Origin of the sequence: Bisgaardia hudsonensis (genome assembly GCF_004345785.1) — a bacterium.
GTDB lineage: Bacteria > Pseudomonadota > Gammaproteobacteria > Enterobacterales > Pasteurellaceae > Bisgaardia > Bisgaardia hudsonensis.
In genome coordinates this window covers 243,403-264,925 of record NZ_SLXI01000003.1, presented here as the reverse complement: position 1 = coordinate 264,925, position 21,523 = coordinate 243,403, and the positions used below count along the sequence as shown (strand labels likewise).

Sequence of the window (21,523 nt, the reverse complement as noted above, 5' to 3'; positions counted from 1 at the left end):
TCCACAACATGCTTTTTAAAAGATTGAGTATATTTAGTCATAAAAATCTGCTCCTTAATTTGTTGGTTAGAGTCCAACTTTTGGGGAGCAGATCATTTCTACCGCACTTTTTATTTTCCTTAATTATTTTTAATATTCATTAAAGAAACCATTCATATATAATTCTTCTAACATTAGCTTAATTGAAGATTCTATGGTTTTGTCTTCTATTTCTGCATTTTTCAGTTCTTTGTCATTTATTTTCCATGTTATTGTTTCTTCTTCTATATCCTTTCTAACAATAGTGATTAAATCATTTATTGTTCTTGTTCCATCCATATATTGGCTTAAATATTCTGCTAAGAAACCTAGTTCTACGCAACTATTAAATTGATTAAAGGTTGTGGTTATATTCGGATTATTTGTAAGGTAGGCTATTAAATTCCTTAATTTTTGAGAAATATGAGGTTTTTCATCATATGTTTTTAAATTTTCTTCTTTGTAACATAAATAGGTGTTATCTGAATGAATAATATGAAAGAGTACATCTTTTATTGTATCATCATTATAATCAGATTCATTTTCCAATTTTTTAAATAATGACTGAATATTGACGGGTGTTTTTTCTTGTAAATACATCATCAGTTTATCTACCAAACTGTTTGATGAAAATCTTAAATTATCTCCTTTTATCTGCCAATAATTTTTATCGCTATCATTAATATATTCAACATTAGTTTTTAGGTAGATATCGAAAAAGTTATGACAAAGATCATATTGTCTTATATCATTATTTTTAATATTTTCTTTCTTGGTGATAATACTTGTTCTAAATTTTCTATTTGTTATAAAATCGGTGTACTGTTCAACTTTTTCAATTTTATTGTTAAAATATTGGCAAATCTGTTGGTATTCTTCATCGGTAAAGATGAATTGGCATCTAATATTAGGAGTGGAGGAATCTGTTACATAAGCAAGATTATATTGTTCTATTTTTTGAATAAAGTCTTTGAAATAAAGTGGGATGTTGTAATTTTCAAAATATTCATGTGCGATATAATGTTGTGGCTTATTAATAATATCGTTAAACATATTATTTATTTCGGGATAAAGTGCCGTATTTTTCTTACTAATAATATTTTTAGTATATTTTAGTAATTCTAGGGATTGAGGGACTCGAGATGCGCGATCAAGATCACTATTACTACCAAATAGCATAAGCTCCTTTGCCATATCTTTTAAATGCCAGCCGGGATAAGTATTATAACTTATGTATGCGAGTCCATTCGGAGATAAATATTTTTCAACAGTATTTAAAATCCCATATTGTACAGACTCAGGAACCCAGCTAAATACACCGTGACAAATAATATAATCAAACTGAACATTATCAAATTCTATATTCGTTATATCGCCAGCAAAGAGTTGAATATTGTTCATTCCTACTTCTTGTAGCATTTGTTGTCCAATTTCAATTTGTTTTTCTGCTAGATCGATACCGATTACACGACTATTTGGATATTTCATGGCAAAAGGCAGTATATTTCCCCCAAAAGAGCAACCTATTTCTAATACTGTTGCTGCTTCTAGTGGTGGTGGATTTAATCCTTTTATTTTGGCTAGTGCGTGTAATCTTGTTGGTTGCGTATAAGAAAAAACTTTCGATGTATAAGGAATATCATTATAAGTTTGTTTTAAATTATTTAGGTCGTTCATTATTTTTCCTTATTGAAGCTGATATTTTATAGTTGTTCTATGTTATCTATTCGCATGTTTCATTATGCGATCTTTAGCGACTTTCCATTCTCTGTCTTTAATATCTTCACGCTTATCATGTTGTTTTTTACCTTTGGCTACGCCAACTTTGATTTTTGCCCAAGGACCTTTCCAATATAATGATAACGCAATAATTGTAAAACCATCACGATTTGATTTACCAAATAAGGAGTCAAGTTCTCGTTGTTTTAGTAACAGTTTGCGTGTGCGAGTAGGATCACAAACGATATGCGTAGAAGCAACATTTAGCGGTTGGATTGTCGCACCAAATAAATAGGCTTCTCCATTCTTGAAAATAATATAACTATCACTAATATTGGCTTTTCCTGCTCGCATAGACTTTACTTCCCAACCTTGTAGAGAAAGCCCAGCTTCTATTTCATCTTCAATAAAATATTCATGTCTAGCTCGTTTATTTAAGGCAATAGTATTTGAGGGTACTTTAGGTTTTTTCTTTGTCATTTTTGTTATAACCTTTTAATAATCGTATTTGTTCATTTTACAGAATATCAAAAAATATAGCAAAAATGCTTGCATTGCTAGAGTATCTTTATAACAATGCAAATAATTCGTACGATGATGAGATTAATGATGAAATATAAAAATTTGCGAGATTTTATTGCTTTGTTAGAAGAACAAGGCGAGTTAAAACGTATTAAGCAAGAAATAGATCCCTATTTAGAAATGACAGAAATTTCTGACCGCACTTTACGTGCAGGTGGTCCAGCATTGTTATTTGAAAATCCAAAAGGGTTTGATATTCCAGTACTTTGTAATTTATTTGGTACTGCAAAACGAGTCGCAATGGGAATGGGGCAAAAAGATGTTTCTGCATTGAGAGATGTCGGAAAACTGTTAGCGTTTTTAAAAGAACCAGAGCCACCTAAAGGCTTTAAAGATCTTTGGTCAACTTTACCGCAATATAAGCAGGTGTTAAATATGCCGACTAAAGTTCTAAATACAGCAGACTGTCAACAAAAAGTTTTTTCAGGCGAAGAGGTTGATTTATATAAACTCCCTATTATGCAATGCTGGAAAGAAGATATTGCACCTTTAGTTACTTGGGGGTTAACCATCACAAAAGGACCAAATAAAAAACGACAAAATTTGGGAATTTACCGTCAGCAGTTAATTGGTAAAAATAAACTCATTATGCGTTGGTTATCACACCGTGGTGGTGCATTAGATTTTCAAGATTGGAAACAAGCTTATCCTGATCAACCTTTTCCTATTTCAGTTGCATTAGGCGCAGATCCAGCAACGATTTTGGGGGCAGTTACGCCTGTTCCTGATAACCTATCAGAATATGCTTTTGCTGGATTATTACGAGGTACAAAAACAGAAGTTATTAAATCAATAAGTAATGATATTGAAGTGCCAGCAAGTGCGGAGATTATTTTAGAAGGTTATATTGATCCAAAAGAAATGGCACTGGAAGGTCCTTATGGCGATCATACAGGGTATTACAACGAACAGGAATATTTTCCGGTCTTTACTGTTACGCATATGACAATGCGTGAAAATCCAATTTATCATTCTACTTATACTGGCCGTCCACCAGATGAGCCAGCGGTACTAGGTGAAGCTCTGAATGAAGTGTTTATTCCAATTTTACAAAAACAGTTTCCTGAAATTGTGGATTTTTATTTACCGCCTGAGGGTTGTTCTTATCGCCTTGCTGTTGTCACAATAAAAAAACAGTATGCTGGCCATGCAAAAAGAGTAATGATGGGAGTATGGTCTTTTTTAAGACAATTTATGTATACTAAATTTGTGATTGTTTGTGATGACGATGTGAATGCTCGAGATTGGAATGATGTCATTTGGGCAATAACAACACGCTGTGATCCTGCAAGAGATTGTTCTTTAGTGGAGAATACGCCTATTGATTATTTAGATTTTGCCTCCCCCGTTGCTGGATTAGGATCTAAAATGGGGATTGATGCAACGAATAAGTGGCGAGGGGAAACCACAAGAGAATGGGGGATACCAATTAAAAAAGATCCTGATGTAGTGAAACGAATTGATGATATTTGGGAAACTCTAGGTATTTTATCAGAGTAATTCAGGTATAATTAGTCTTTACTTTTTATTGAAGGATTATTTTATTTATGTTTTTTGTTTCTAAAGTTGTATTTGTTATGCTGTCATTATTTTGTTTATCTGGTTGCATAGTGACGTCTGCTGTTGGGCTAGCTGTTGATACTGTAACAACTGTAGGGTCTGTTGCCGTAAAGACCGTTGGTGCTGTTGCTGATGCCGCTATTCCGGATAAAGAGGATTAAATTATTGTAATGTAGCAAAATTCAAAAGTGGACTGCTAAAATCATCAAACTGGTTATGTTATTTTCCAGATAATGTACTTGATATTAAGTGTTTTATAAATGATTTAAAAAACGATCCCAATCAAAGTATTGACCTGGGTCGATTTTTCTATTTGGGGAAATATCACAATGCCCTACAATCCGCTCTCTTGTGATTAACGGATAGGTATTCATAATCTGTTTTGTTACTTGTATAAGCTTTTGGTATTGCAAATCAGTAAAAGGATGATCATTATCACCTTCCAGTTCAATACCAATTGCAAAATCATTACACTTTTCTCTCCCCTGAAAACTTGATACTCCAGCGTGCCAGGCTCTATCATTAAAACTTACGTATTGTGTGACTTTTCCTACACGATCAATGAAACAATGGGAAGATACTCGCATTTGATAAATTTCTTGGAAATAAGGATGTTGATTAGGATCTAGTTTTCCTTGAAAAAAATCATCAATATATCCTCCTCCAAATTGTGATGGCGGTAGGCTGATGTAATGAATGACTAATAAAGAAATATCTTTTAGATCGGGACGTTGATCAAAATGAGGTGAAATGACTTTCCTTTCATTCTCTAACCATCCATTGTAAATAGTTTGTTTGGATTTCATTGTATTTTATTTTTGCGATCTTGATCGTGAAAAAAGTGCGGTGTAATTGTCCTTAGTTTCTATTATATAGCAAACTCTTTGTAGCCAATAATATTATTGGCATTATATTTGCTATATTGAGAGGAAAACAAATGGAAACAATACATTACAATTCAAAAAAATATAAAGGATTTACTTTAATTGAGCTAATGATCGTGATTGCGATTGTCGCCATTTTAGCGACTATTGCTATTCCGTCCTACCAAAATTATACAAAAAAAGCGGCAATTTCCGAATTATTACAGGCGTCATCGCCTTATAAGGCAGAAGTTGAGCTTTGTGCTTATGAAAAAAATGGTGTGTCAGAATGTACTGCTGGAACTAGTGGTATTCAGGCTGCGGCAACAGCGAAAGGAAGAGTGAAATCTATTACCGTTCAAGCTGGTGTGATTACAGTAACAGGTCAAAATAGCTTGGAAAATATTAGTTATACTTTAACTGCTTCAGGTAATGCAACAGATGGGATTTCTTGGGCTACTGCTTGTTTACCAAATGCAGAGTTATTCCCAGTCGGTTTTTGTTCTAACTAATTTATTAATTAAGGCAATGTATGACTAGCTATCTTTCTGAAATGAACCAGATTGCTATAGATATAAATGGCATTTCTTTTGAAATCACGGAAAATTTATGGCAGAAAAATCAGCAACAATATGAACTACTTTTACGTTATCTTGCATTGCCACTAAAGGAAGATGAATTTACTTTATGGCTTGGTATTGAGAGTTTTGCTAATTTATCTGCTTGTGAAACTTTTTCTTTTCTTACAGGAAAAATTGTTGAGCCAGTATTGCTTTCTAGTCAACATTTAAAATCATTGTTAAAAAAACTAACGCCTAAGTTAGCTGTAGAAGATCTGCAAGATATTGAATATGCTTCTTTTGATAGTATTAACGTAGAAGAAAATATAGAAGATCATACTGATGAGCCTATTATACATTTATTGAATCAGATTTTTGAAAGTGCATTGAAGAAAAAAGTATCAGATATTCATTTAGAGCCTCAAAAAACTTGTTTGCAAGTGCGTTTTAGAGTTGATGGTGTTTTGCAAATTCAAAAACCAATTAGTTTAAGTTTATCAAAACGCATTATCTCAAGACTAAAGTTATTAGCTAAGTTAGATATTAGCGAAACTCGTTTACCTCAAGATGGGCGATTTTATTTTAAAACAACGTTTTCAGACACGCTTGATTTTCGTCTTTCTACGCTACCGACTTATTTAGGCGAAAAAGTAGTGCTAAGGGTGCAACAAAACAAGCCTACACAATTAAGTTTTTCTGAATTGGGTATGACTGAAAAACAACAAGAATATTTTCAGCAAGCCTTATCACAGCCACAGGGATTAATTTTAGTTACCGGTCCTACTGGGAGTGGTAAAAGTATTTCACTTTATACTGCACTTGAATGGTTAAATAACGAGAGTAAGCATATTTTAACTGCAGAAGATCCTATCGAAATTGAATTACAGGGGATTATTCAGTCACAAATTAATGCAAAAATTGGTTTGGATTTTAGTCGTTTATTAAGAACATTTTTACGTCAAGATCCTGATATTATTATGCTAGGTGAAATTCGTGATGAAGAAACAGCTGAAATGGCATTAAGAGCTGCTCAAACAGGGCATTTGGTGCTTTCTACACTACATACTAATGATGCTCAATCAGCTATTTCTCGTTTACAACAACTTGGTATAAAGCAACATGAAATTGATAATAGTTTGTTATTGGTCGTTGCGCAGCGTTTAGTAAGAAAGATATGTCTTCGCTGTAATAAAAATTTTATTAACAAGAGCGGTCAAAAAAAGGATAATTTTTGTGATTGTTATCAGGGCTATAAAGGACGAATAGGCGTATATCAATTTTTAAATGTGACTAATGAAAATCATAAAACTGAGTTGCAAATTGATTATGCAACTTTAAGAGAAAGTGCCTTAGAAAAAATAGCTACACAACTTACTGATTTAGCAGAAATAAATCGAGTATTAGGGACTTAATATGTCAGATTTAAAACTGTACCAATGGAAAGCCACAAATCGTTTACAACAAAAACAAAAAGGAAAGTTAGTTGCTAAAAATGAGAATATTGCTCGGCAAATTTTATTCCAGAAAGGAATGCAACAGATAAGATTACAACGAAATTGGCAATTTAGTTTTAACCCTAAAAGTACGGAGATTTGTGATTTGCTTACGCAACTGGCTATTCTATTAAAATCTTCTGTGCCTTTAAAGCAGAGTTTGAATTTACTTATGCAGAATTGTACTAATATTGCTTTGAATGCGTGGCTAAGGAATTTATTAACAGATATTGAAAATGGTTTTTCATTTTCACAAAGTTTAGAGAAACAAGGGAAATATTTAAATTATCAAGAGTGTCAATTAATCTATGTGGGAGAGATGACAGGAAAATTGACAGAAATATGCCAACAAATTTCAGTACATCGTCAACAATCTTTAGTACTGCAACGTAAAATTCAGAAAATTTTATTATATCCAGTAATGGTATTAGCCATTTCGGTAGTTATTACCACTTTATTATTGATTTTTATTGTGCCTAAATTCTCGGAAATGTATATGGATAAGCAAGTGGATTTACCTGCTTTTACAAATTTACTACTTATCTTATCTGAAGTATTACAACAATATATTCTTCATATCGGTTTATTAGTTATTATAGGTGTTATGCTTATTCGTTTTCGATTACAACGATCTATTTGGTTAAATAAGCAAAAAGATCGTTTAGTTTCATTCATTCCTATTTTAAATAATATTGCAATGCTTTCTCGATTAGTCAATTTTTGTCGTAGTTTATCTTTGATGATTAACTCCGGTATTCCTTTAAAACAAGGGTTACAATCTTTTTTACCAAAACCGAAAATATGGCAGGTGTCTGCAAAAATACAAGGTGATTTATGGTTACAAACAGAAGTTAAATCAATACTAAATTGGATAAATCAAGGTTATGCTTTTTCCGATAGTGTAGGTAGTAATCTATTTACTATGGAGGCTCAACAAATGCTACAGGTTGGTGAAAAAAGTGGTGAACTTGCTTTAGTCTTAGAATATATTGCAGAAAACAACAAACAAAAATTAGATCATCAGATTGATTTATTATCTCAAATGTTGGAGCCATTATTAATGGTGATTATTGGGGGGATCATTGGAATGATTATGCTTGGAATGTACTTACCAATATTTAATATGGGATCATTAATTTAGTGTTATATATTGCTTATTTTTTCTATAGCGCCATTCTTGCATTGTGGGTATATCATTATATTTGTAATTTTGCAGATGAGGTAAATTATGCTGTTTATGAGAGTTATATAGAACTTTTTTCATCTCCTAATAATAGGGTTAAGCAATATACCGTACTTACAAGAAAAAATATAAGTCAAAAATCTTCTTTAAGAACAAAAAAGTGCGGTCATTTTTTGTATTATTTTTTAGGGGTAGTAGTATTAACTTGTTCTTGTTTTGTTTTTTTGGAAGATCCGATAAATGCTTTTTGGTTCAGTGTTTATATCAGTATCTTGATAATAATCGCCATAATAGATTGGCTTTATCAACTCATTTCCCCCCATTTATGTCAATTTTTATTTGTATTAGGTTTATTCGCTGCAAATGAAGGGATATTACCTTTAAGTCTAGAAGATAGTTTGATTGGTGGCTTATTGGGATTGAGTAGTTTTTATTGTATATATTATTTAGCTAAATGGTATTATAAAAAGGAAGCATTAGGACGTGGTGACTATTGGTTAATGTTGGGATTAGGTTCAACAACGTATTGGCAAGAGTTACCTGTAATGGTTTTTATTTCTTGCATTATTGCTTTAGGGTATATTGGATGGAAAAATTACCAAAATAGTCAAATTAAACAAATTCCTTTTGCTCCATTTTTAATTTTAGGGGAGGGATTACTATGGCTATTTTGATGTTTATGAGAAAATAAAACAAGGATATTTTTTAGGAAAATATAATGAGTTATGTTGTTGGTTTAACTGGTGGTATTGGTAGTGGTAAAAGTACGATTGCTAAGTTTTTTGCTGAGCTTGGGGTGCCGATAGTTGATGCGGATATTGTAGCACGAAAAGTTGTTGCTAAAGGAAGTGGATTATTAAAAGAAATTGTAGATCATTTTGGTCAGCAAGTTTTACTTGAGAGTGAGGAATTGGATCGTTCTACTTTGCGAGCATTGATTTTCAATGATGAAAAGGAAAAACAGTGGCTGAATAATTTATTACATCCTGCTATTCGTGAAGAAATGTTGAGAGAATTAAGATCGCAAGATTATCCTTATGTACTTTTTGTTGTACCTTTATTGATTGAAAATGGTTTAACAGATTTTTGTAATAGTATTTTAGTTGTTGATGTTGCTCCCGAAATACAGATAAAGCGAGCCTCACAACGAGATAAAAATAAAGAGGAATTAATCAAAAAAATAATCGCTTCTCAAGTTACTCGAGATGAACGTTTATCTTGGGCTACGGAAATTGTTAGAAATGATTTAGATTTATCCAAAAATTTAAGCGTTATTAAACAAAAAGTGTTAGAATTGCACCAAATTTATTTAGAAAAGGCGACTACTTTAAAATAAATTTTACTATTTTTAAATGGAGATGTAATAATAATGAAACCTGCTATTCGCCATAAAAAAATTATAGAATTAGTCACTCAAAAAGGGTATTTAACTACTGAAGAATTAGTTAGTTTATTAAATGTAAGCCCGCAGACAATTCGGCGAGATTTAAATGAACTTGCAGAAACAAATCGAATTACTCGTCATCATGGTGGTGCCGCCTCATTATCAAGTGCAATTAATAGTGATTATCGAAATCGAAAGACATTTTTTTCTTTAGAAAAGGATTGTGTAGCAAGGGAAGTTGCCAAATTAATTCCAAATGGATCTTCTCTATTTATTGATATTGGCTCTACACCAGAAGCTATTGCAAATGCATTGTTACAGCATAAATCCTTGAGAATCGTTACCAATAATTTAAATGCTGCTCACATTTTAATGAAAAATGAAAGTTTTGATATTACGATGGCAGGTGGATCTTTACGTCAAGATGGTGGGATCATTGGTGAAGCGACAATCGCTTTTATTAAGCAATTTCGATTAGATTTTGGCATTCTAGGAATAAGTGCGATTGATTTAGATGGCAGTTTATTAGATTTTGATTATCACGAAGTTCAAGTAAAACGAGTCATTATGGAAAGTTCAAAAAGTGTTATTTTAGGGGTTGATCATTCTAAATTTACTCGACAAGCAATGATACGCTTAGGTGATTTGAGTGAAATCGACCATTTATTGACAAGTAATACTCCACCAGCTTCAGTATTAGAATTTATTAACCAGCATAATATTCCATTATATATTTGTAAGTAATTGTTCTATATCAGTTTTAAACCATATCAAAATCTCTAAGATGTTTTGGTATGGTTTTTTATTGAATAATATTCTTTTCTTAAGTAAATCGTAAAAATAATACAATGAGAAAAATAGGGGCAAATATTGTATATAGATATTGTGTTTTAAGAGTTTTGACAGAAATAGTTAGTTTATTATTGCGAATATATCATTAATTCTGTTTGAAAACGAAAATTATTGTGTGATCTTTATCACAAAATAGCGGTTATTTGATTGTATGAAACCAAAAAAATCATTATCCTTGAATTATTATGATTGAATCTCAAAGAGAGGTTGGTTGATTATGAAAAGAAATGAAAATATAGATCGCATTAAACATACAGCAGAATGGGATGTTGTAGTTATTGGTGGTGGAGCAACAGGGTTGGGTGTAGCGGTTGATGCTGCCTCACGTGGTTTTTCCACTTTGTTATTAGAACGAATTGATTTTGCTAAAGGAACATCTAGCCGTAGTACAAAATTAGTTCATGGTGGTGTGCGTTATCTCGCTCAAGGAGATGTTGCTTTAGTAAGAGAGGCTTTGCGTGAAAGAGGTCGTTTAGCCAAAAATGCCCCGCATTTATTTAATAGCGAGTCTTTTATTATTCCTGGTGAAAAATGGTGGACAGCTTATTATTATACTTTTGGGCTATGGTTATATGATCGTTTAGCCGGAAAATTAAGTATTGGCCATACCCGTTATTTAAATAAAAAAGAAACTAATCAGCACCTTAAAGGTGTTAAGTTAGAAAAATTAAATAATGGTGTATGCTATTATGATGGTCAATTTGATGATGCTCGTTTGGCTATTAATTTAGCTCAAACAGCGGTTGAACAAGGTGCGACAGTTGCGAATTATTGTGAAGTTATTGGCTTAGATAAAGACAAAAACGGAAAAATTTGTGGTGTAAAAGTAAAAGATACGCTTGGTAATGAGGTCTTTGATGTTAAAGCAAAATGTGTGGTAAATGCAACCGGCGTCTTTACTAATGAAATTAATGCGATGGATAAACCAGGTGGTAAGGATGCGATTGTACCTAGTCAGGGGATTCATTTAGTTATTGATCGTAAATTTTTACCTGGAAAATCAGCATTAATGGTACCTAAAACATCTGATGGGCGAGTATTGTTTGCAGTGCCTTGGCATAATAAATTAGTGGTCGGCACAACAGATACATTGGTGAAAAATGTTGAGTATGAACCTAAGCCGATAGAACAAGAAATTGATTTTATTTTACAGACCGCTAAAGATTATCTAATTGAAGCACCTACTCGTGAAGATGTTCGTTCTGTCTTTGTTGGTTTACGTCCATTGGCTGCACCAAAAGAAGAAGGCAAGAGTACAAAAGAAGTATCTCGTAGTCATAAGGTTGAAGTGAGAGAGTCGGGATTGATTGATGTTATTGGTGGTAAGTGGACTACTTATCGTCAGATGGCTGAAGATACATTAAGTGCGGCTATAAAAAATCAACTATTATCTGATAAGCCTTGTGTTACCACAGAGTTAAAAATTCACGGACATAGTCCTGCAGATATGGAAAATCATCTTGGTTACTATGGAAGTGATCGTAAATATATTGAAGAATTGGCTGCTAATGATAGTAAGGCGGCTGAGAAGTTACACCCAGAGTATCCATTTTTATATGCTGAGGTACTATGGGCTGTAAGAGAAGAAATGGCTCAAACATTGGAAGATGTACTTGCTCGTCGTATTCGTTTCCTATTCTTAGATGCCAAAGCTGCGGCTTCGGTTGCTGAAAATGTAGCAGAGTATATGGCGCAAGAATTAGGTAAAGATGCACAATGGATTGCAGAGCAAGCATCCGATTTCAGAGAGCTTTGTAAACAATATCATTTTTAGAATTTGATAGTGTTATATTTATATTAATATTTATTAATTTTAGAGGAGATTTATATGTTTGGTCCATTTAAGCCAGCTCCGCATATTACGGAATTGCCAAAAGAAAAGATGGATCCAACGTATCGCCGTTTACGTTGGCAAGTTTTTGCAGGTATTTTCTTTGGTTATGCCGCTTATTATTTTGTCCGTGCAAATTTTGACTTAGCTCAAAAAGGATTAATTGATGCAGGAATGTACACTAAGACAGATCTTGGTGTTATTGGTACTGCTGCAGGTTTAGCTTATGGAATATCAAAATTTGTTATGGCTGGTTTTTCTGACCGCTCTAACCCAAGAATGTTTTTACCAACGGGATTATTACTTTCTGGTCTATGTATGACGTTAATGGGGCTATTTCCTTGGGCGACTTCAGGTATCACAGTAATGTGGGTGATGATTTTCCTTAATGGTTGGTTTCAAGGTATGGGGTGGCCACCTTGTGGTCGTACAATGGTTCACTGGTGGTCAAAGAACGAGCGCGGAACGATAGTATCTATTTGGAATACTGCCCACAATGTGGGGGGAATGGTTCCTGGGGCAATGGTATTGCTTGCAAGTGCTTTATATTTTAGTAATCACGGTGTACAAGCGACTGCTAAAGATGTTTGGCAACAAGCTTTATATTTCCCTGGGATCGCGGCTATGCTTGTTTCTATTCCTATTTTCTTAATTATGCGTGATACACCACAATCTTGTGGTTTACCACCAATTGAAAAATGGCGTAATGATTATCCTGATGATTATAATGAAAAAACCTATGAAAATGATTTAACAACAAAAGAGATTTTCGTTACTTACGTCTTAAAAAATAAATTACTTTGGTATATTGCTATTGCAAATGTGTTTGTCTATTTAATTCGTTATGGCGTATTAAAATGGTCGCCAGTGTATTTAGGTGAAGTAAAACACTTTAATATTAAAGGTACAGCTTGGGCATATACTATTTATGAATTAGCAGCGATTCCAGGTACATTGCTATGCGGTTGGGTATCAGATAAAGTCTTTAAAGGTAAACGTGGTTTAACTGGTTTAATCTTTATGGTTTTAACTACCGCAGCAGTAGTAGCATATTGGTTAAATCCTGCGACACCAGAAGCTGAATTAGGTAAATATGCATTCTGGTATGAAAATCCGTATCAATTAATGGACTTCATTTTAATGACAACCATCGGTTTCTTAATTTATGGTCCTGTTATGCTAATTGGATTACATGCACTTGAGCTTGCACCTAAGAAAGCTGCTGGTACAGCGGCAGGATTTACGGGACTATTTGGTTATCTTGGTGGTACGGTTGCTGCATCTGCTGTTGTAGGTTGGGCTGCGGATAAATTTGGCTGGGACGGTGGTTTCTATGTCATTATTGGTGGTGGCGTGGCGGCAGTATTACTTCTTCTTTTGGTTACGGTAGAAGAAGCTGCACACAAAGCAAGATTAGATGATCACTATGGTAGATCATAATTAGATAGTGAAATAAAGCTAAGAAAATATGAGGGATGTTATTTAACATCCCTTTTTTGAAGGAGAAAAATATGAAACTTAAAACGTTAGTACTAAGTATGGTAGCTGTTTCAGTTTTGACAGGCTGTACGACTCATAATATGGATAATACTATGAATAAAACAGACAAAATCATTATTGCACATCGTGGTGCTAGTGGCTATTTACCAGAACATACATTGGAAGCCAAAGCACTTGCTTTCGGTCAAGAGGCTGATTATTTAGAGCAAGATTTAGCAATGACAAAAGACAACCATCTTATTGTGATTCATGATCATTTTTTAGATGGTTTAACTGATGTGGCTAAGAAGTATCCAAAAAGAGCCAGAAAAGATGGTCGTTACTATGTAGCTGATTTTACGCTAAAAGAAATTCAAAGTTTAAATATGACTGAAAATTTCAAAACAGAAAATGGTAAACAAGTACAAGTTTATCCAAACCGTTTCCCGATGTGGAAATCTCACTTTAAAATTCATACTTTTGAAGATGAATTAGAATTTATTCAAGGATTAGAGAAATCAACAGGTAAAAAAGTAGGGATTTATCCTGAGATCAAAGCACCTTGGCTACATCATCAAGAAGGTAAAGATATTGCTCTAGCTACATTAAAAGTATTAAAAAAATATGGTTATACTAAAAAATCTGATCCAGTTTATTTACAAACATTTGATTTTAATGAGTTAAAACGTATTAAAACAGAATTATTGCCTAAATTAGGAATGGATATAAAATTAGTGCAACTGGTTGCTTATACTGATTGGCACGAAACTGAAGAAAAAGATCCTTCTGGTAAATGGGTAAATTATAGTTATGATTGGATGTTTAAAGATGGTGCAATGGCTGAAGTTGCCAAATATGCAGATGGTGTTGGACCAGGTTGGTATATGTTAATTGATGATGAGAAATCTATATTAGGTAATGTTCAATATACACCGCTAGTCAAGGAATTAGCAAAATATAATATGGAACTTCATCCTTACACTGTTCGTAAAGATGCGTTACCCAAATATTTTACAGATGTAAATCAAATGTATGATGCTTTATTAAATAAAGCTGGTGCAACAGGTGTATTTACCGACTTTCCTGATTTAGGGGTTAAATTCTTAAAACATCAGAAATAGTGATTTAACTAACACATCAAATGTTAAATTTAAGGTATTAGTTATAGAATCTCAGATTTAATCAGATAAATTATATAAAAAGTGAGAGTTTCCCATTTAGAATATATTAGTATTTAATCTAAACAAAAAATGAAACTCTCATATCTTATTTTAGTAATTCTCTGATGAAATACAAAGCTAGTTTATTTTATTTAGCAGAATAACTTATTAGGTAGTATCTCAAAATTTTGTTAGGGTATAGGAGTGATCCAATAAAAAATTGGATAAGTTGCAATAACATTTGCATTGACTTATCTTGCTTATGGATAAGTAAGATTTAGTAACGAATTACCTAAAAAATATATTTTTTCAGTTGGTAGTATATGTTCTATATCAAACCGATAATTTTATGAATTTTAAACAACGTTTAACCACATCTCGAAAAAGATGTAGTAGCGAAAGTTGGATTTAAAAATGTACGTTGTGTCGATGTTGAGGTCACCAGTTTAGAAGAACGGTGAAAAACAGACTGGTTAGAAAATGAGAGTTTGATTGATTTCTTGGAGCTAAATGATCATAGTAAAATAATAATTGAAGGCTATCTAGCACCGAAAAGAGCGGTTATTTTGACGAATAGATAATTTATTTAAATTATACTGGAAATAATTACATTTCTTATCCAATATAATCAAATATGTTTAAAAATTAATTTGTTCGGCAATTTTTTCGCTTTCTTTTAACAACATTTTTTACGAAGAACTGCAATATGCATTACACTTGGAATGGTTACTCTATAAGCAGGTCCAGCAATATCAACCGCCGTCCAAAGACCTGTTATAGCCCAACCGATTGGTCCTGTTAAGATTGACATAATTTTTGTTAGAGCCGCATTGCCTGCTATAGTTAGTCCACGACCTAATATTGCCTTTAAAATAGCATTTACAATAGTGACAGTGAGTTGATAAGACTTAAAACCGCCTAATCTGAAAATAGTTTGAAACGAAGCAAATAAAGCTTCCGGTGTTAACCCTTCAGTATTTTTTATGCCTAGTGATATTGCTAATTTTTGCAGTTCTTTTGCATCCATTTCTTCTAAAGCGGTTTCTAAAATTTTTTGCATTAGCCCTTGCTCGATTCTCTCTACTTTAGAGTTTTTATTGTAATTAACTTTTAGTTGATCGCAGACATCTTGGAGAACCTCTTTGTATAGAACACCTTCACCTCCTCTGAAAATAGTGACTAAACTATTTGCTCCAAAGCATTGAATTTCAGCCGCTATATCTTTCCAGTATTTACTATGTTCTGGATTGTATCTTATATAACCTTTAGAATTAGATAATTCTTCGGTATAGCGTTGTTTCCCATCTTTATCATAAATTAAGCAATCGACTAAATCTTTCAAATCATCATCGGAACATTTTGCTAAAAATTCTAAATCGGGATCATAACGATAAGCCATTTTATACTCCTATATTCATTTGTTAATTAAAATTGATTAATAGTAATTTATAAAAATATAAAAGTCAATTATAGTTGTCTTTTTGTTGTTTATATAGTGTTGTTGTTTTTGGTGGTTTTGAACAAAATGCACTATATGAAAAAAGAAATAAATACCCCACACCCTCAACGATTTATCTTTGCAAAAAATATGCGTAAAGTTCGTCGTTGGAAAGATATTTCTCAGGAGGCATTAGCTTTAAATGCTAATGTTAGTCGCACTTATATTGGTGAAATTGAACGTGGAGAAAGGGCTGTTTCTATTGATGTAATGGGGAAAATAGCCGATACTTTAGATATTGAGTTATTTGAATTATTTAAAGAAAATATTTCTCCAGAACTTTTGATATCTTATAAAAAGTAGGAGAATAGATCTATTACTATTAAATTTTTATGAATAGATCTATTATTTATGCGTTTCCTTTTGAAGATTTTATCAATGATGCCCCATCACTTTTTCGACTTCTTCAACATTATTATGTTCACCGAATTTATCTACTACTGTCTCAGTTGCTTCATTCATTCCTAATACTTCTACTTTTATCCCTTTTTTACGAAGTTTAAATACAACGGTATCAAGAGCCGAAACAGAGGTTAAATCCCAAAAATGGGCGTTAGTTAAATCAATTAATACTTCATCTACTGGCTCATCAAAATCAAAAGAAGAGATAAATTGTTCAGAGGATGCAAAGAATACTTGTCCAACGACAAGGTAACGGCGACTATTTTTATCGGTAATTTTATCTTTATTAACAACCATAAAACGCCCAATTTTGTTAGAGAAAGCTAAAGTCGCAAGCAATACACCGACAAAAACGCCTAGTGCAAGATTATGGGTAAAAATAACCACTGCTACGGTAGATAGCATAACAATATTGCTGGATAAGGGGTGATTCTTTAGGTTTTTAATTGATTCCCAAGAAAACGTACCAATAGACACCATAATCATTACTGCGACTAATGCAGCCATTGGGATATTTTTTATGAGATCACTTAAAAAGACGACCATAATAATTAAGAGTACGCCGGAAACTAATGTCGATAGTCTAGTGTATCCACCAGATTTTACATTAATTACTGATTGCCCTATCATTGCACAACCAGCCATACCGCCCATAAAACCAGAAACGATATTAGCCAATCCTTGACCTTTGCATTCACGATTTTTATTACTTGGCGTGTCTGTCATTTGATCGATGATTGTTGCGGTCATTAAACTTTCGAGTAAACCCACGGCAGCTAGGCTAACAGAGTAAGGTAAAATAATCCATAAGGTTTCAAAATTTAGGGGAATATCAGGAAGTAAAAATACGGGTAGCGTATCTGGTAATTGCCCCATATCTCCTACGGTGCGAATATCTAAATCTAGTAAAAAAGAGACCGCACTTAATACAATAATACAAAGTAATGGGGAAGGAATCGCTTTTCCAATAATGGGTACATAGGGGAAAAGATAAATAATTCCCAATCCTGCGGCAGTCATCGCATAAACTTCCCAAGATACATTGGTTAATTCTGGTAACTGAGCAATAAATATTAAAATAGCTAATGCGTTTACAAATCCTGTTATAACTGAACGGGAAACAAAACGCATTAAATTACCTAACTTTAAATATCCAGCTAGGATTTGAATAATACCGGTTAATACCGTAGCAGCAAATAAATATTGTAAACCATAATCTTTTACTAATGTTATCATTAACAATGCCATTGCTCCAGTTGCGGCGGAGATCATAGCAGGACGTCCTCCTACAAATGAAATAACAAACGTAATACAAAAAGAAGCATACAAGCCTACTTTAGGATCCACGCCTGCTATAATGGAGAAAGCAATAGCTTCTGGAATTAATGCCAAAGCAACGACCATTCCAGAAAGAATATCGCCTTTCACATTGGAGAAAAAATCTTTTTTAATTGAGGTGAACATAGAATACCTAGGTGAATTTCAGTTTTTGATTATATTTATTATTAGTTGCGAAACAAAATATATGTAAAATTGGAACTGATGATGAGTAATAAACCACCAATTGTATAAGTAATTTAATTAATTTTCAATGATTAAATAAATACTTTACAAATAGTTGACGAATTTGTAGTTTAATCATTTTGATGATTTTTAGACTTAGCTATGGCATAATCTCCTGATCAGATAAAAATAGGGGGCATAATGAGAATTCTACATACAATGTTACGAGTGGGTAATTTAGAACGTTCCATTAAATTTTACCAAGATGTTCTAGGTATGCGTTTATTGCGAACTAGTGAAAATGAAGAATATAAATATACATTAGCTTTTTTAGGTTATGGTGATGAGGAAACTTCTTCTGTGATTGAGCTCACTTATAATTGGGGGCAAACAGAATATGATCTCGGTACAGCTTACGGACATATTGCTATTGGTGCAGATGATATTTATGCCGTTTGTGAAAAGGTTCGCCAAGCGGGTGGAAAAGTGACGCGTGACCCCGGTCCCGTAAAAGGTGGAAAAACGGTAATTGCTTTTGTGGAAGATCCTGATGGTTACAAAATCGAATTTATTGAGAATAAAATGGCTCAAGCTGGATTAGGTAATTAATTTCTCCATTTTATTAACGTAAGGTGTATTTAATGCACCTTAATTATTTTGTTAAATTAAAATAATTTGTTCTTTCAAATACTAATGATTTTATGATAAAAAGGTAATGTTGAGTGAGTGATACACAGGAAACTAATTATAATCTTCTCAAAAATCGTTTTAGGGGCTATTTCCCCGTTATTATTGACGTTGAGACTGCGGGATTTAATGCTCAGACTGATGCATTATTAGAGTTAGCAGCTATTACAGTAAAAATGGATGAAAATGGTTTTCTATTTCCTGATCAAAAGTGCCATTTTCATATTGAACCTTTTGAAGGGGCAAATATTAACCCTGAATCATTAAAATTTAATGGTATTGATATTGAAAATCCATTGCGTGGTGCTATTTCTGAAAATATTGCAATAAGTGAGCTTTTTAAAATGGTAAGACGAGGTCAAAAAGAGGCTGATTGTCAACGCTCTATTATTGTGGCACATAATGCGACTTTTGATCAAAGTTTTCTTATGGCAGCGGCTGAACGAACAGGGATTAAACGTAATCCATTTCATCCTTTTGGTATGTTTGATACGGCGACGTTAAGTGGTTTTATGTTTGGTCAAACTGTATTGGTAAAAGCCTGTCAGGCAGCAAAAATTCCTTTTGATGGCAAGCAAGCACATTCAGCACTTTACGATACGGAACGTACTGCAGAATTATTTTGTTATATGGTTAATCAATTCAAAAAATTGGGTGGTTTTCCGCATATTATTAACCCTAATGAATAAACTCTCTTAAGATTTTTTATATAATTTAAATTACAAGGTAAGGATAAATATGATGTTATTAACTAACCCAGTTGTGCTTTCTATTATTGTATTACTGGCGCTAAGTTTATTACGAATTAATGTCGTTATTAGCTTAGTGATTTCCGCATTAGTTGCGGGTTTTACAAGTAATCTTAGTATTGATGAAACAATTTCTACGTTTACCAATGGATTAGGCGGAGGGGCTGAGGTTGCGATGAATTATGCAATACTTGGTGCTTTTGCTGTGGCTATTTCAAAATCAGGTATTACAGATTTAATTGCTTATAAGGTAATTAAAAAAGTAGGGCATACGCCAACGGGACGTTCTGTTGCAGGCTTTAAATACCTTATTTTAGGTATTCTTCTTGCATTTTCTATTTCGTCTCAGAATATATTACCGGTGCATATTGCTTTTATTCCTATTGTCGTTCCGCCATTAGTATCAATTTTTAATAAATTGAAAATTGATAGAAGAGCGGTAGCTTGCGTATTAACTTTTGGTTTAACTGCTACTTATATGCTATTACCAATTGGATTTGGTAAGATTTTTATTGAAAGTGTACTCGTTAAAAATATTAATACTGTTGGTGCCGATCTAGGACTACATACTACGGTAGGTCAAGTTTCTATGGCTATGGCAATTCCTGTTGCGGGTATGATTCTGGGATTATTATTTGCCGTTTTTGTGAGTTATCGTAAACCAAGAGAATATGTTTCTATTGCTACTGAACCTACAACAGATGAAATCGAAAAACATATTGCTAATATTAAACCATTTCATATTACAGCAAGTGTTATCGCGATTGTTTTGACAGTTGTACTTCAGTTACAAACGGAATCAACAATTATAGCTGGATTAGCTGGGTTAGTTATTTTTGGTGCTTGTGGTATTTTTAGACTAAAAGAAAGTAATGATATCTTTCAACAAGGTTTAAGATTAATGGCAATGATCGGCTTTGTAATGATCGCCGCCTCTGGCTTTGCGGCGGTAATTAATGCTACAGGTGGAGTAACCTTACTCGTCGATACTTTTAGTCAAGGGCTTGGTCCAGATAATAAAGGTATTGCAGCATTTTTAATGTTGATTGTTGGTTTATTTATTACTATGGGTATTGGTTCTTCATTTTCGACCGTTCCAGTGATTACCTCAATTTATGTGCCACTTTGTTTATCATTGGGATTTTCACCACTAGCGACAGTAACTATTATTGGGGTTGCTGCGGCGGTAGGCGATGCTGGCTCTCCTGCATCAGATTCAACATTAGGGCCGACATCAGGGTTGAATATTGATGGTAAACACGATCATATTTGGGATTCTGTTGTCCCTACCTTTATTCATTACAATATACCATTGATTATTTTTGGCTGGATTGCAGCGATGGTACTTTAGTGCTATCTTTTAGGGCATCTTTACTGATGCCCTTTTTAATATTATGAATAATACCGATCTTCTTTTACTATTAGAGCAAAAAATCCAATATCTTTATAATCACTCCAATATTCATAAAGATCAACAAATCAAGGCTAAATTTGACCGCACTTTATTTAGTGAGTCATTTGAAACGTTTGGTTTTTATATAAATGAGATCGAAGAAACATTATCGAGATTAAAATTACTAAAAAATGATGAAAAGGAGCAATATCAATTTTATTGTCAAAAATTAGTATCACAATGTAGTGTGCTAAATGAGGCAATTTATCGATCCTCTAGCTCGTCTAATAAAAAGCAACAGGTTCGGTCTCGAAAAATGAATACATCAAAACGGGAAAAGTTAATAAAGGAAATTAATCAATTACCACCAAGAGAACGTCTAGAAAAATATTATGAGGCGTTAAATAGCTTGAATCAAAAAATAGTGGAAGAAGAAATAATGCTATATCAAGCTAGTACTTTAGAAGAAAAACAAATTTGTAGTGAAAAAATTAAAATAACACAACAACGCAAATGTAAGTGCTTAGAGGCTATTGAACTTTTAGAAGAGTATTTAGCTTTTCGAAAGGGATTAGATGAATAATTTATTTGGGTATTAATAGCAAGC

The 21,523-nt window shown here is 33.1% G+C and carries 21 protein-coding genes and 1 pseudogene; 17 read left to right on the top strand and 5 right to left on the bottom strand.

Annotation, left to right across the window (positions count from 1 at the left end):
- Window positions 1–129: 129 nt before the first annotated feature.
- Together EV697_RS06025 and smpB are read right to left on the bottom strand one after the other, a co-directional pair.
- A complete protein-coding gene (locus EV697_RS06025; RefSeq protein WP_132023680.1) occupies window positions 130–1,695 on the bottom strand; it encodes a class I SAM-dependent methyltransferase in 1,566 nt (521 codons plus the stop codon).
- Between the two features lie 42 nt (window positions 1,696–1,737).
- Window positions 1,738–2,217, bottom strand: a complete 480-nt coding sequence (gene smpB / locus EV697_RS06020; RefSeq protein ID WP_132023678.1) for an SsrA-binding protein SmpB — start codon at window positions 2,215–2,217, stop codon at window positions 1,738–1,740.
- A 129-nt stretch (window positions 2,218–2,346) separates the two neighbouring features.
- On the opposite strand from smpB, the gene ubiD reads away from it, so the two are divergent.
- Both ubiD and EV697_RS09825 read left to right on the top strand, forming a co-directional pair.
- The gene (gene ubiD, locus EV697_RS06015; RefSeq protein ID WP_132023698.1) at window positions 2,347–3,819 is read left to right on the top strand and encodes a 4-hydroxy-3-polyprenylbenzoate decarboxylase; all 1,473 of its coding nucleotides are present in this window, start codon (window positions 2,347–2,349) and stop codon (window positions 3,817–3,819) included.
- Window positions 3,820–3,866: 47 nt separating this feature from the next.
- Window positions 3,867–4,040 carry an NF038104 family lipoprotein gene (locus EV697_RS09825; RefSeq protein WP_176672799.1) on the top strand — a complete coding sequence of 58 codons (174 nt, stop codon included), beginning with the start codon at window positions 3,867–3,869 and terminating at the stop codon, window positions 4,038–4,040.
- 93 nt (window positions 4,041–4,133) lie between these two features.
- Here EV697_RS09825 and ampD read toward each other — a convergent pair whose 3' ends face one another.
- On the bottom strand, window positions 4,134–4,685 hold the full coding sequence (ampD, locus tag EV697_RS06010; protein ID WP_132023676.1) for a 1,6-anhydro-N-acetylmuramyl-L-alanine amidase AmpD: 552 nt from the start codon (window positions 4,683–4,685) through the stop codon (window positions 4,134–4,136).
- A gap of 131 nt (window positions 4,686–4,816) precedes the next feature.
- On the opposite strand from ampD, the gene ppdD reads away from it, so the two are divergent.
- From ppdD to EV697_RS05960, 10 genes and pseudogenes are all read left to right on the top strand, one after another.
- Complete coding sequence (ppdD, locus tag EV697_RS06005; protein WP_132023674.1) at window positions 4,817–5,254, top strand: prepilin peptidase-dependent pilin; 438 nt, start codon at window positions 4,817–4,819, stop codon at window positions 5,252–5,254.
- 20 nt (window positions 5,255–5,274) lie between these two features.
- The gene (locus tag EV697_RS06000) at window positions 5,275–6,714 is read left to right on the top strand and encodes a GspE/PulE family protein (protein ID WP_132023672.1); all 1,440 of its coding nucleotides are present in this window, start codon (window positions 5,275–5,277) and stop codon (window positions 6,712–6,714) included.
- Between the two features lies 1 nt (window position 6,715).
- Window positions 6,716–7,936, top strand: coding sequence for a type II secretion system F family protein (locus tag EV697_RS05995; protein ID WP_132023670.1), 1,221 nt, complete (start codon window positions 6,716–6,718; stop codon window positions 7,934–7,936).
- On the top strand, window positions 7,936–8,652 hold the full coding sequence (locus EV697_RS05990; protein WP_165906476.1) for a prepilin peptidase: 717 nt from the start codon (window positions 7,936–7,938) through the stop codon (window positions 8,650–8,652). Before EV697_RS05995 ends, EV697_RS05990 begins: the two co-directional genes overlap by 1 nt.
- 44 nt (window positions 8,653–8,696) lie before the next feature.
- Window positions 8,697–9,314: a dephospho-CoA kinase gene (gene coaE, locus EV697_RS05985; RefSeq protein ID WP_132023666.1), complete on the top strand. Its 618-nt coding sequence runs from the start codon at window positions 8,697–8,699 to the stop codon at window positions 9,312–9,314.
- Between the two features lie 33 nt (window positions 9,315–9,347).
- Window positions 9,348–10,106 carry a DeoR/GlpR family transcriptional regulator gene (locus tag EV697_RS05980; protein WP_132023664.1) on the top strand — a complete coding sequence of 253 codons (759 nt, stop codon included), beginning with the start codon at window positions 9,348–9,350 and terminating at the stop codon, window positions 10,104–10,106.
- Window positions 10,107–10,431: 325 nt separating this feature from the next.
- On the top strand, window positions 10,432–11,988 hold the full coding sequence (locus EV697_RS05975; RefSeq protein WP_132023662.1) for a glycerol-3-phosphate dehydrogenase/oxidase: 1,557 nt from the start codon (window positions 10,432–10,434) through the stop codon (window positions 11,986–11,988).
- A 54-nt stretch (window positions 11,989–12,042) separates the two neighbouring features.
- The gene (glpT, locus tag EV697_RS05970; protein WP_132023660.1) at window positions 12,043–13,485 is read left to right on the top strand and encodes a glycerol-3-phosphate transporter; all 1,443 of its coding nucleotides are present in this window, start codon (window positions 12,043–12,045) and stop codon (window positions 13,483–13,485) included.
- A 71-nt stretch (window positions 13,486–13,556) separates the two neighbouring features.
- Window positions 13,557–14,645, top strand: a complete 1,089-nt coding sequence (glpQ, locus tag EV697_RS05965; protein WP_132023658.1) for a glycerophosphodiester phosphodiesterase — start codon at window positions 13,557–13,559, stop codon at window positions 14,643–14,645.
- A 437-nt stretch (window positions 14,646–15,082) separates the two neighbouring features.
- Window positions 15,083–15,265, top strand: a pseudogene (locus EV697_RS05960) (DUF1698 domain-containing protein); the annotation flags it as partial.
- A gap of 95 nt (window positions 15,266–15,360) precedes the next feature.
- On the opposite strand, the gene EV697_RS05955 reads toward EV697_RS05960, so the two are convergent.
- On the bottom strand, window positions 15,361–16,083 hold the full coding sequence (locus EV697_RS05955) for a YaaW family protein (protein ID WP_132023656.1): 723 nt from the start codon (window positions 16,081–16,083) through the stop codon (window positions 15,361–15,363).
- 135 nt (window positions 16,084–16,218) lie between these two features.
- Between EV697_RS05955 and EV697_RS05950 the strand changes: the two genes are divergently transcribed.
- On the top strand, window positions 16,219–16,485 hold the full coding sequence (locus EV697_RS05950; RefSeq protein ID WP_132023654.1) for a helix-turn-helix domain-containing protein: 267 nt from the start codon (window positions 16,219–16,221) through the stop codon (window positions 16,483–16,485).
- A gap of 72 nt (window positions 16,486–16,557) precedes the next feature.
- Here EV697_RS05950 and EV697_RS05945 read toward each other — a convergent pair whose 3' ends face one another.
- Window positions 16,558–18,048, bottom strand: coding sequence for a SulP family inorganic anion transporter (locus EV697_RS05945; RefSeq protein WP_132023652.1), 1,491 nt, complete (start codon window positions 18,046–18,048; stop codon window positions 16,558–16,560).
- A 240-nt stretch (window positions 18,049–18,288) separates the two neighbouring features.
- Here EV697_RS05945 and gloA point away from each other — a divergent pair, with 240 nt between their 5' ends.
- The 4 genes from gloA (at window position 18,289) to priC (ending at window position 21,499) form a co-directional block, all read left to right on the top strand.
- Window positions 18,289–18,696, top strand: a complete 408-nt coding sequence (gene gloA / locus EV697_RS05940) for a lactoylglutathione lyase (protein WP_132023650.1) — start codon at window positions 18,289–18,291, stop codon at window positions 18,694–18,696.
- A 113-nt stretch (window positions 18,697–18,809) separates the two neighbouring features.
- Window positions 18,810–19,463 carry a ribonuclease T gene (gene rnt / locus EV697_RS05935; RefSeq protein WP_132023648.1) on the top strand — a complete coding sequence of 218 codons (654 nt, stop codon included), beginning with the start codon at window positions 18,810–18,812 and terminating at the stop codon, window positions 19,461–19,463.
- A gap of 52 nt (window positions 19,464–19,515) precedes the next feature.
- On the top strand, window positions 19,516–20,874 hold the full coding sequence (locus EV697_RS05930) for a Na+/H+ antiporter family protein (RefSeq protein WP_132023696.1): 1,359 nt from the start codon (window positions 19,516–19,518) through the stop codon (window positions 20,872–20,874).
- Between the two features lie 43 nt (window positions 20,875–20,917).
- Entirely contained in the window at window positions 20,918–21,499 is a 582-nt protein-coding gene (priC, locus tag EV697_RS05925) for a primosomal replication protein PriC (protein ID WP_132023646.1), read from the top strand.
- The last annotated feature ends 24 nt before the right edge of the window (window positions 21,500–21,523 follow it).

What these genes read in the sequence shown, in the direction of transcription:
- EV697_RS06025 (WP_132023680.1), bottom strand. Translation starts at nt 1,695, where the DNA reads ATGAACGACCTAAATAATTTAAAACAAACTTATAATGATATTCCTTAT.
- smpB (WP_132023678.1), bottom strand. Translation starts at nt 2,217, where the DNA reads ATGACAAAGAAAAAACCTAAAGTACCCTCAAATACTATTGCCTTAAAT.
- ubiD (WP_132023698.1), top strand. Translation starts at nt 2,347, where the DNA reads ATGAAATATAAAAATTTGCGAGATTTTATTGCTTTGTTAGAAGAACAA.
- EV697_RS09825 (WP_176672799.1), top strand. Translation starts at nt 3,867, where the DNA reads ATGTTTTTTGTTTCTAAAGTTGTATTTGTTATGCTGTCATTATTTTGT.
- ampD (WP_132023676.1), bottom strand. Translation starts at nt 4,685, where the DNA reads ATGAAATCCAAACAAACTATTTACAATGGATGGTTAGAGAATGAAAGG.
- ppdD (WP_132023674.1), top strand. Translation starts at nt 4,817, where the DNA reads ATGGAAACAATACATTACAATTCAAAAAAATATAAAGGATTTACTTTA.
- EV697_RS06000 (WP_132023672.1), top strand. Translation starts at nt 5,275, where the DNA reads ATGACTAGCTATCTTTCTGAAATGAACCAGATTGCTATAGATATAAAT.
- EV697_RS05995 (WP_132023670.1), top strand. Translation starts at nt 6,716, where the DNA reads ATGTCAGATTTAAAACTGTACCAATGGAAAGCCACAAATCGTTTACAA.
- coaE (WP_132023666.1), top strand. Translation starts at nt 8,697, where the DNA reads ATGAGTTATGTTGTTGGTTTAACTGGTGGTATTGGTAGTGGTAAAAGT.
- EV697_RS05980 (WP_132023664.1), top strand. Translation starts at nt 9,348, where the DNA reads ATGAAACCTGCTATTCGCCATAAAAAAATTATAGAATTAGTCACTCAA.
- EV697_RS05975 (WP_132023662.1), top strand. Translation starts at nt 10,432, where the DNA reads ATGAAAAGAAATGAAAATATAGATCGCATTAAACATACAGCAGAATGG.
- glpT (WP_132023660.1), top strand. Translation starts at nt 12,043, where the DNA reads ATGTTTGGTCCATTTAAGCCAGCTCCGCATATTACGGAATTGCCAAAA.
- glpQ (WP_132023658.1), top strand. Translation starts at nt 13,557, where the DNA reads ATGAAACTTAAAACGTTAGTACTAAGTATGGTAGCTGTTTCAGTTTTG.
- EV697_RS05955 (WP_132023656.1), bottom strand. Translation starts at nt 16,083, where the DNA reads ATGGCTTATCGTTATGATCCCGATTTAGAATTTTTAGCAAAATGTTCC.
- EV697_RS05950 (WP_132023654.1), top strand. Translation starts at nt 16,219, where the DNA reads ATGAAAAAAGAAATAAATACCCCACACCCTCAACGATTTATCTTTGCA.
- EV697_RS05945 (WP_132023652.1), bottom strand. Translation starts at nt 18,048, where the DNA reads ATGTTCACCTCAATTAAAAAAGATTTTTTCTCCAATGTGAAAGGCGAT.
- gloA (WP_132023650.1), top strand. Translation starts at nt 18,289, where the DNA reads ATGAGAATTCTACATACAATGTTACGAGTGGGTAATTTAGAACGTTCC.
- EV697_RS05930 (WP_132023696.1), top strand. Translation starts at nt 19,516, where the DNA reads ATGTTATTAACTAACCCAGTTGTGCTTTCTATTATTGTATTACTGGCG.
- priC (WP_132023646.1), top strand. Translation starts at nt 20,918, where the DNA reads ATGAATAATACCGATCTTCTTTTACTATTAGAGCAAAAAATCCAATAT.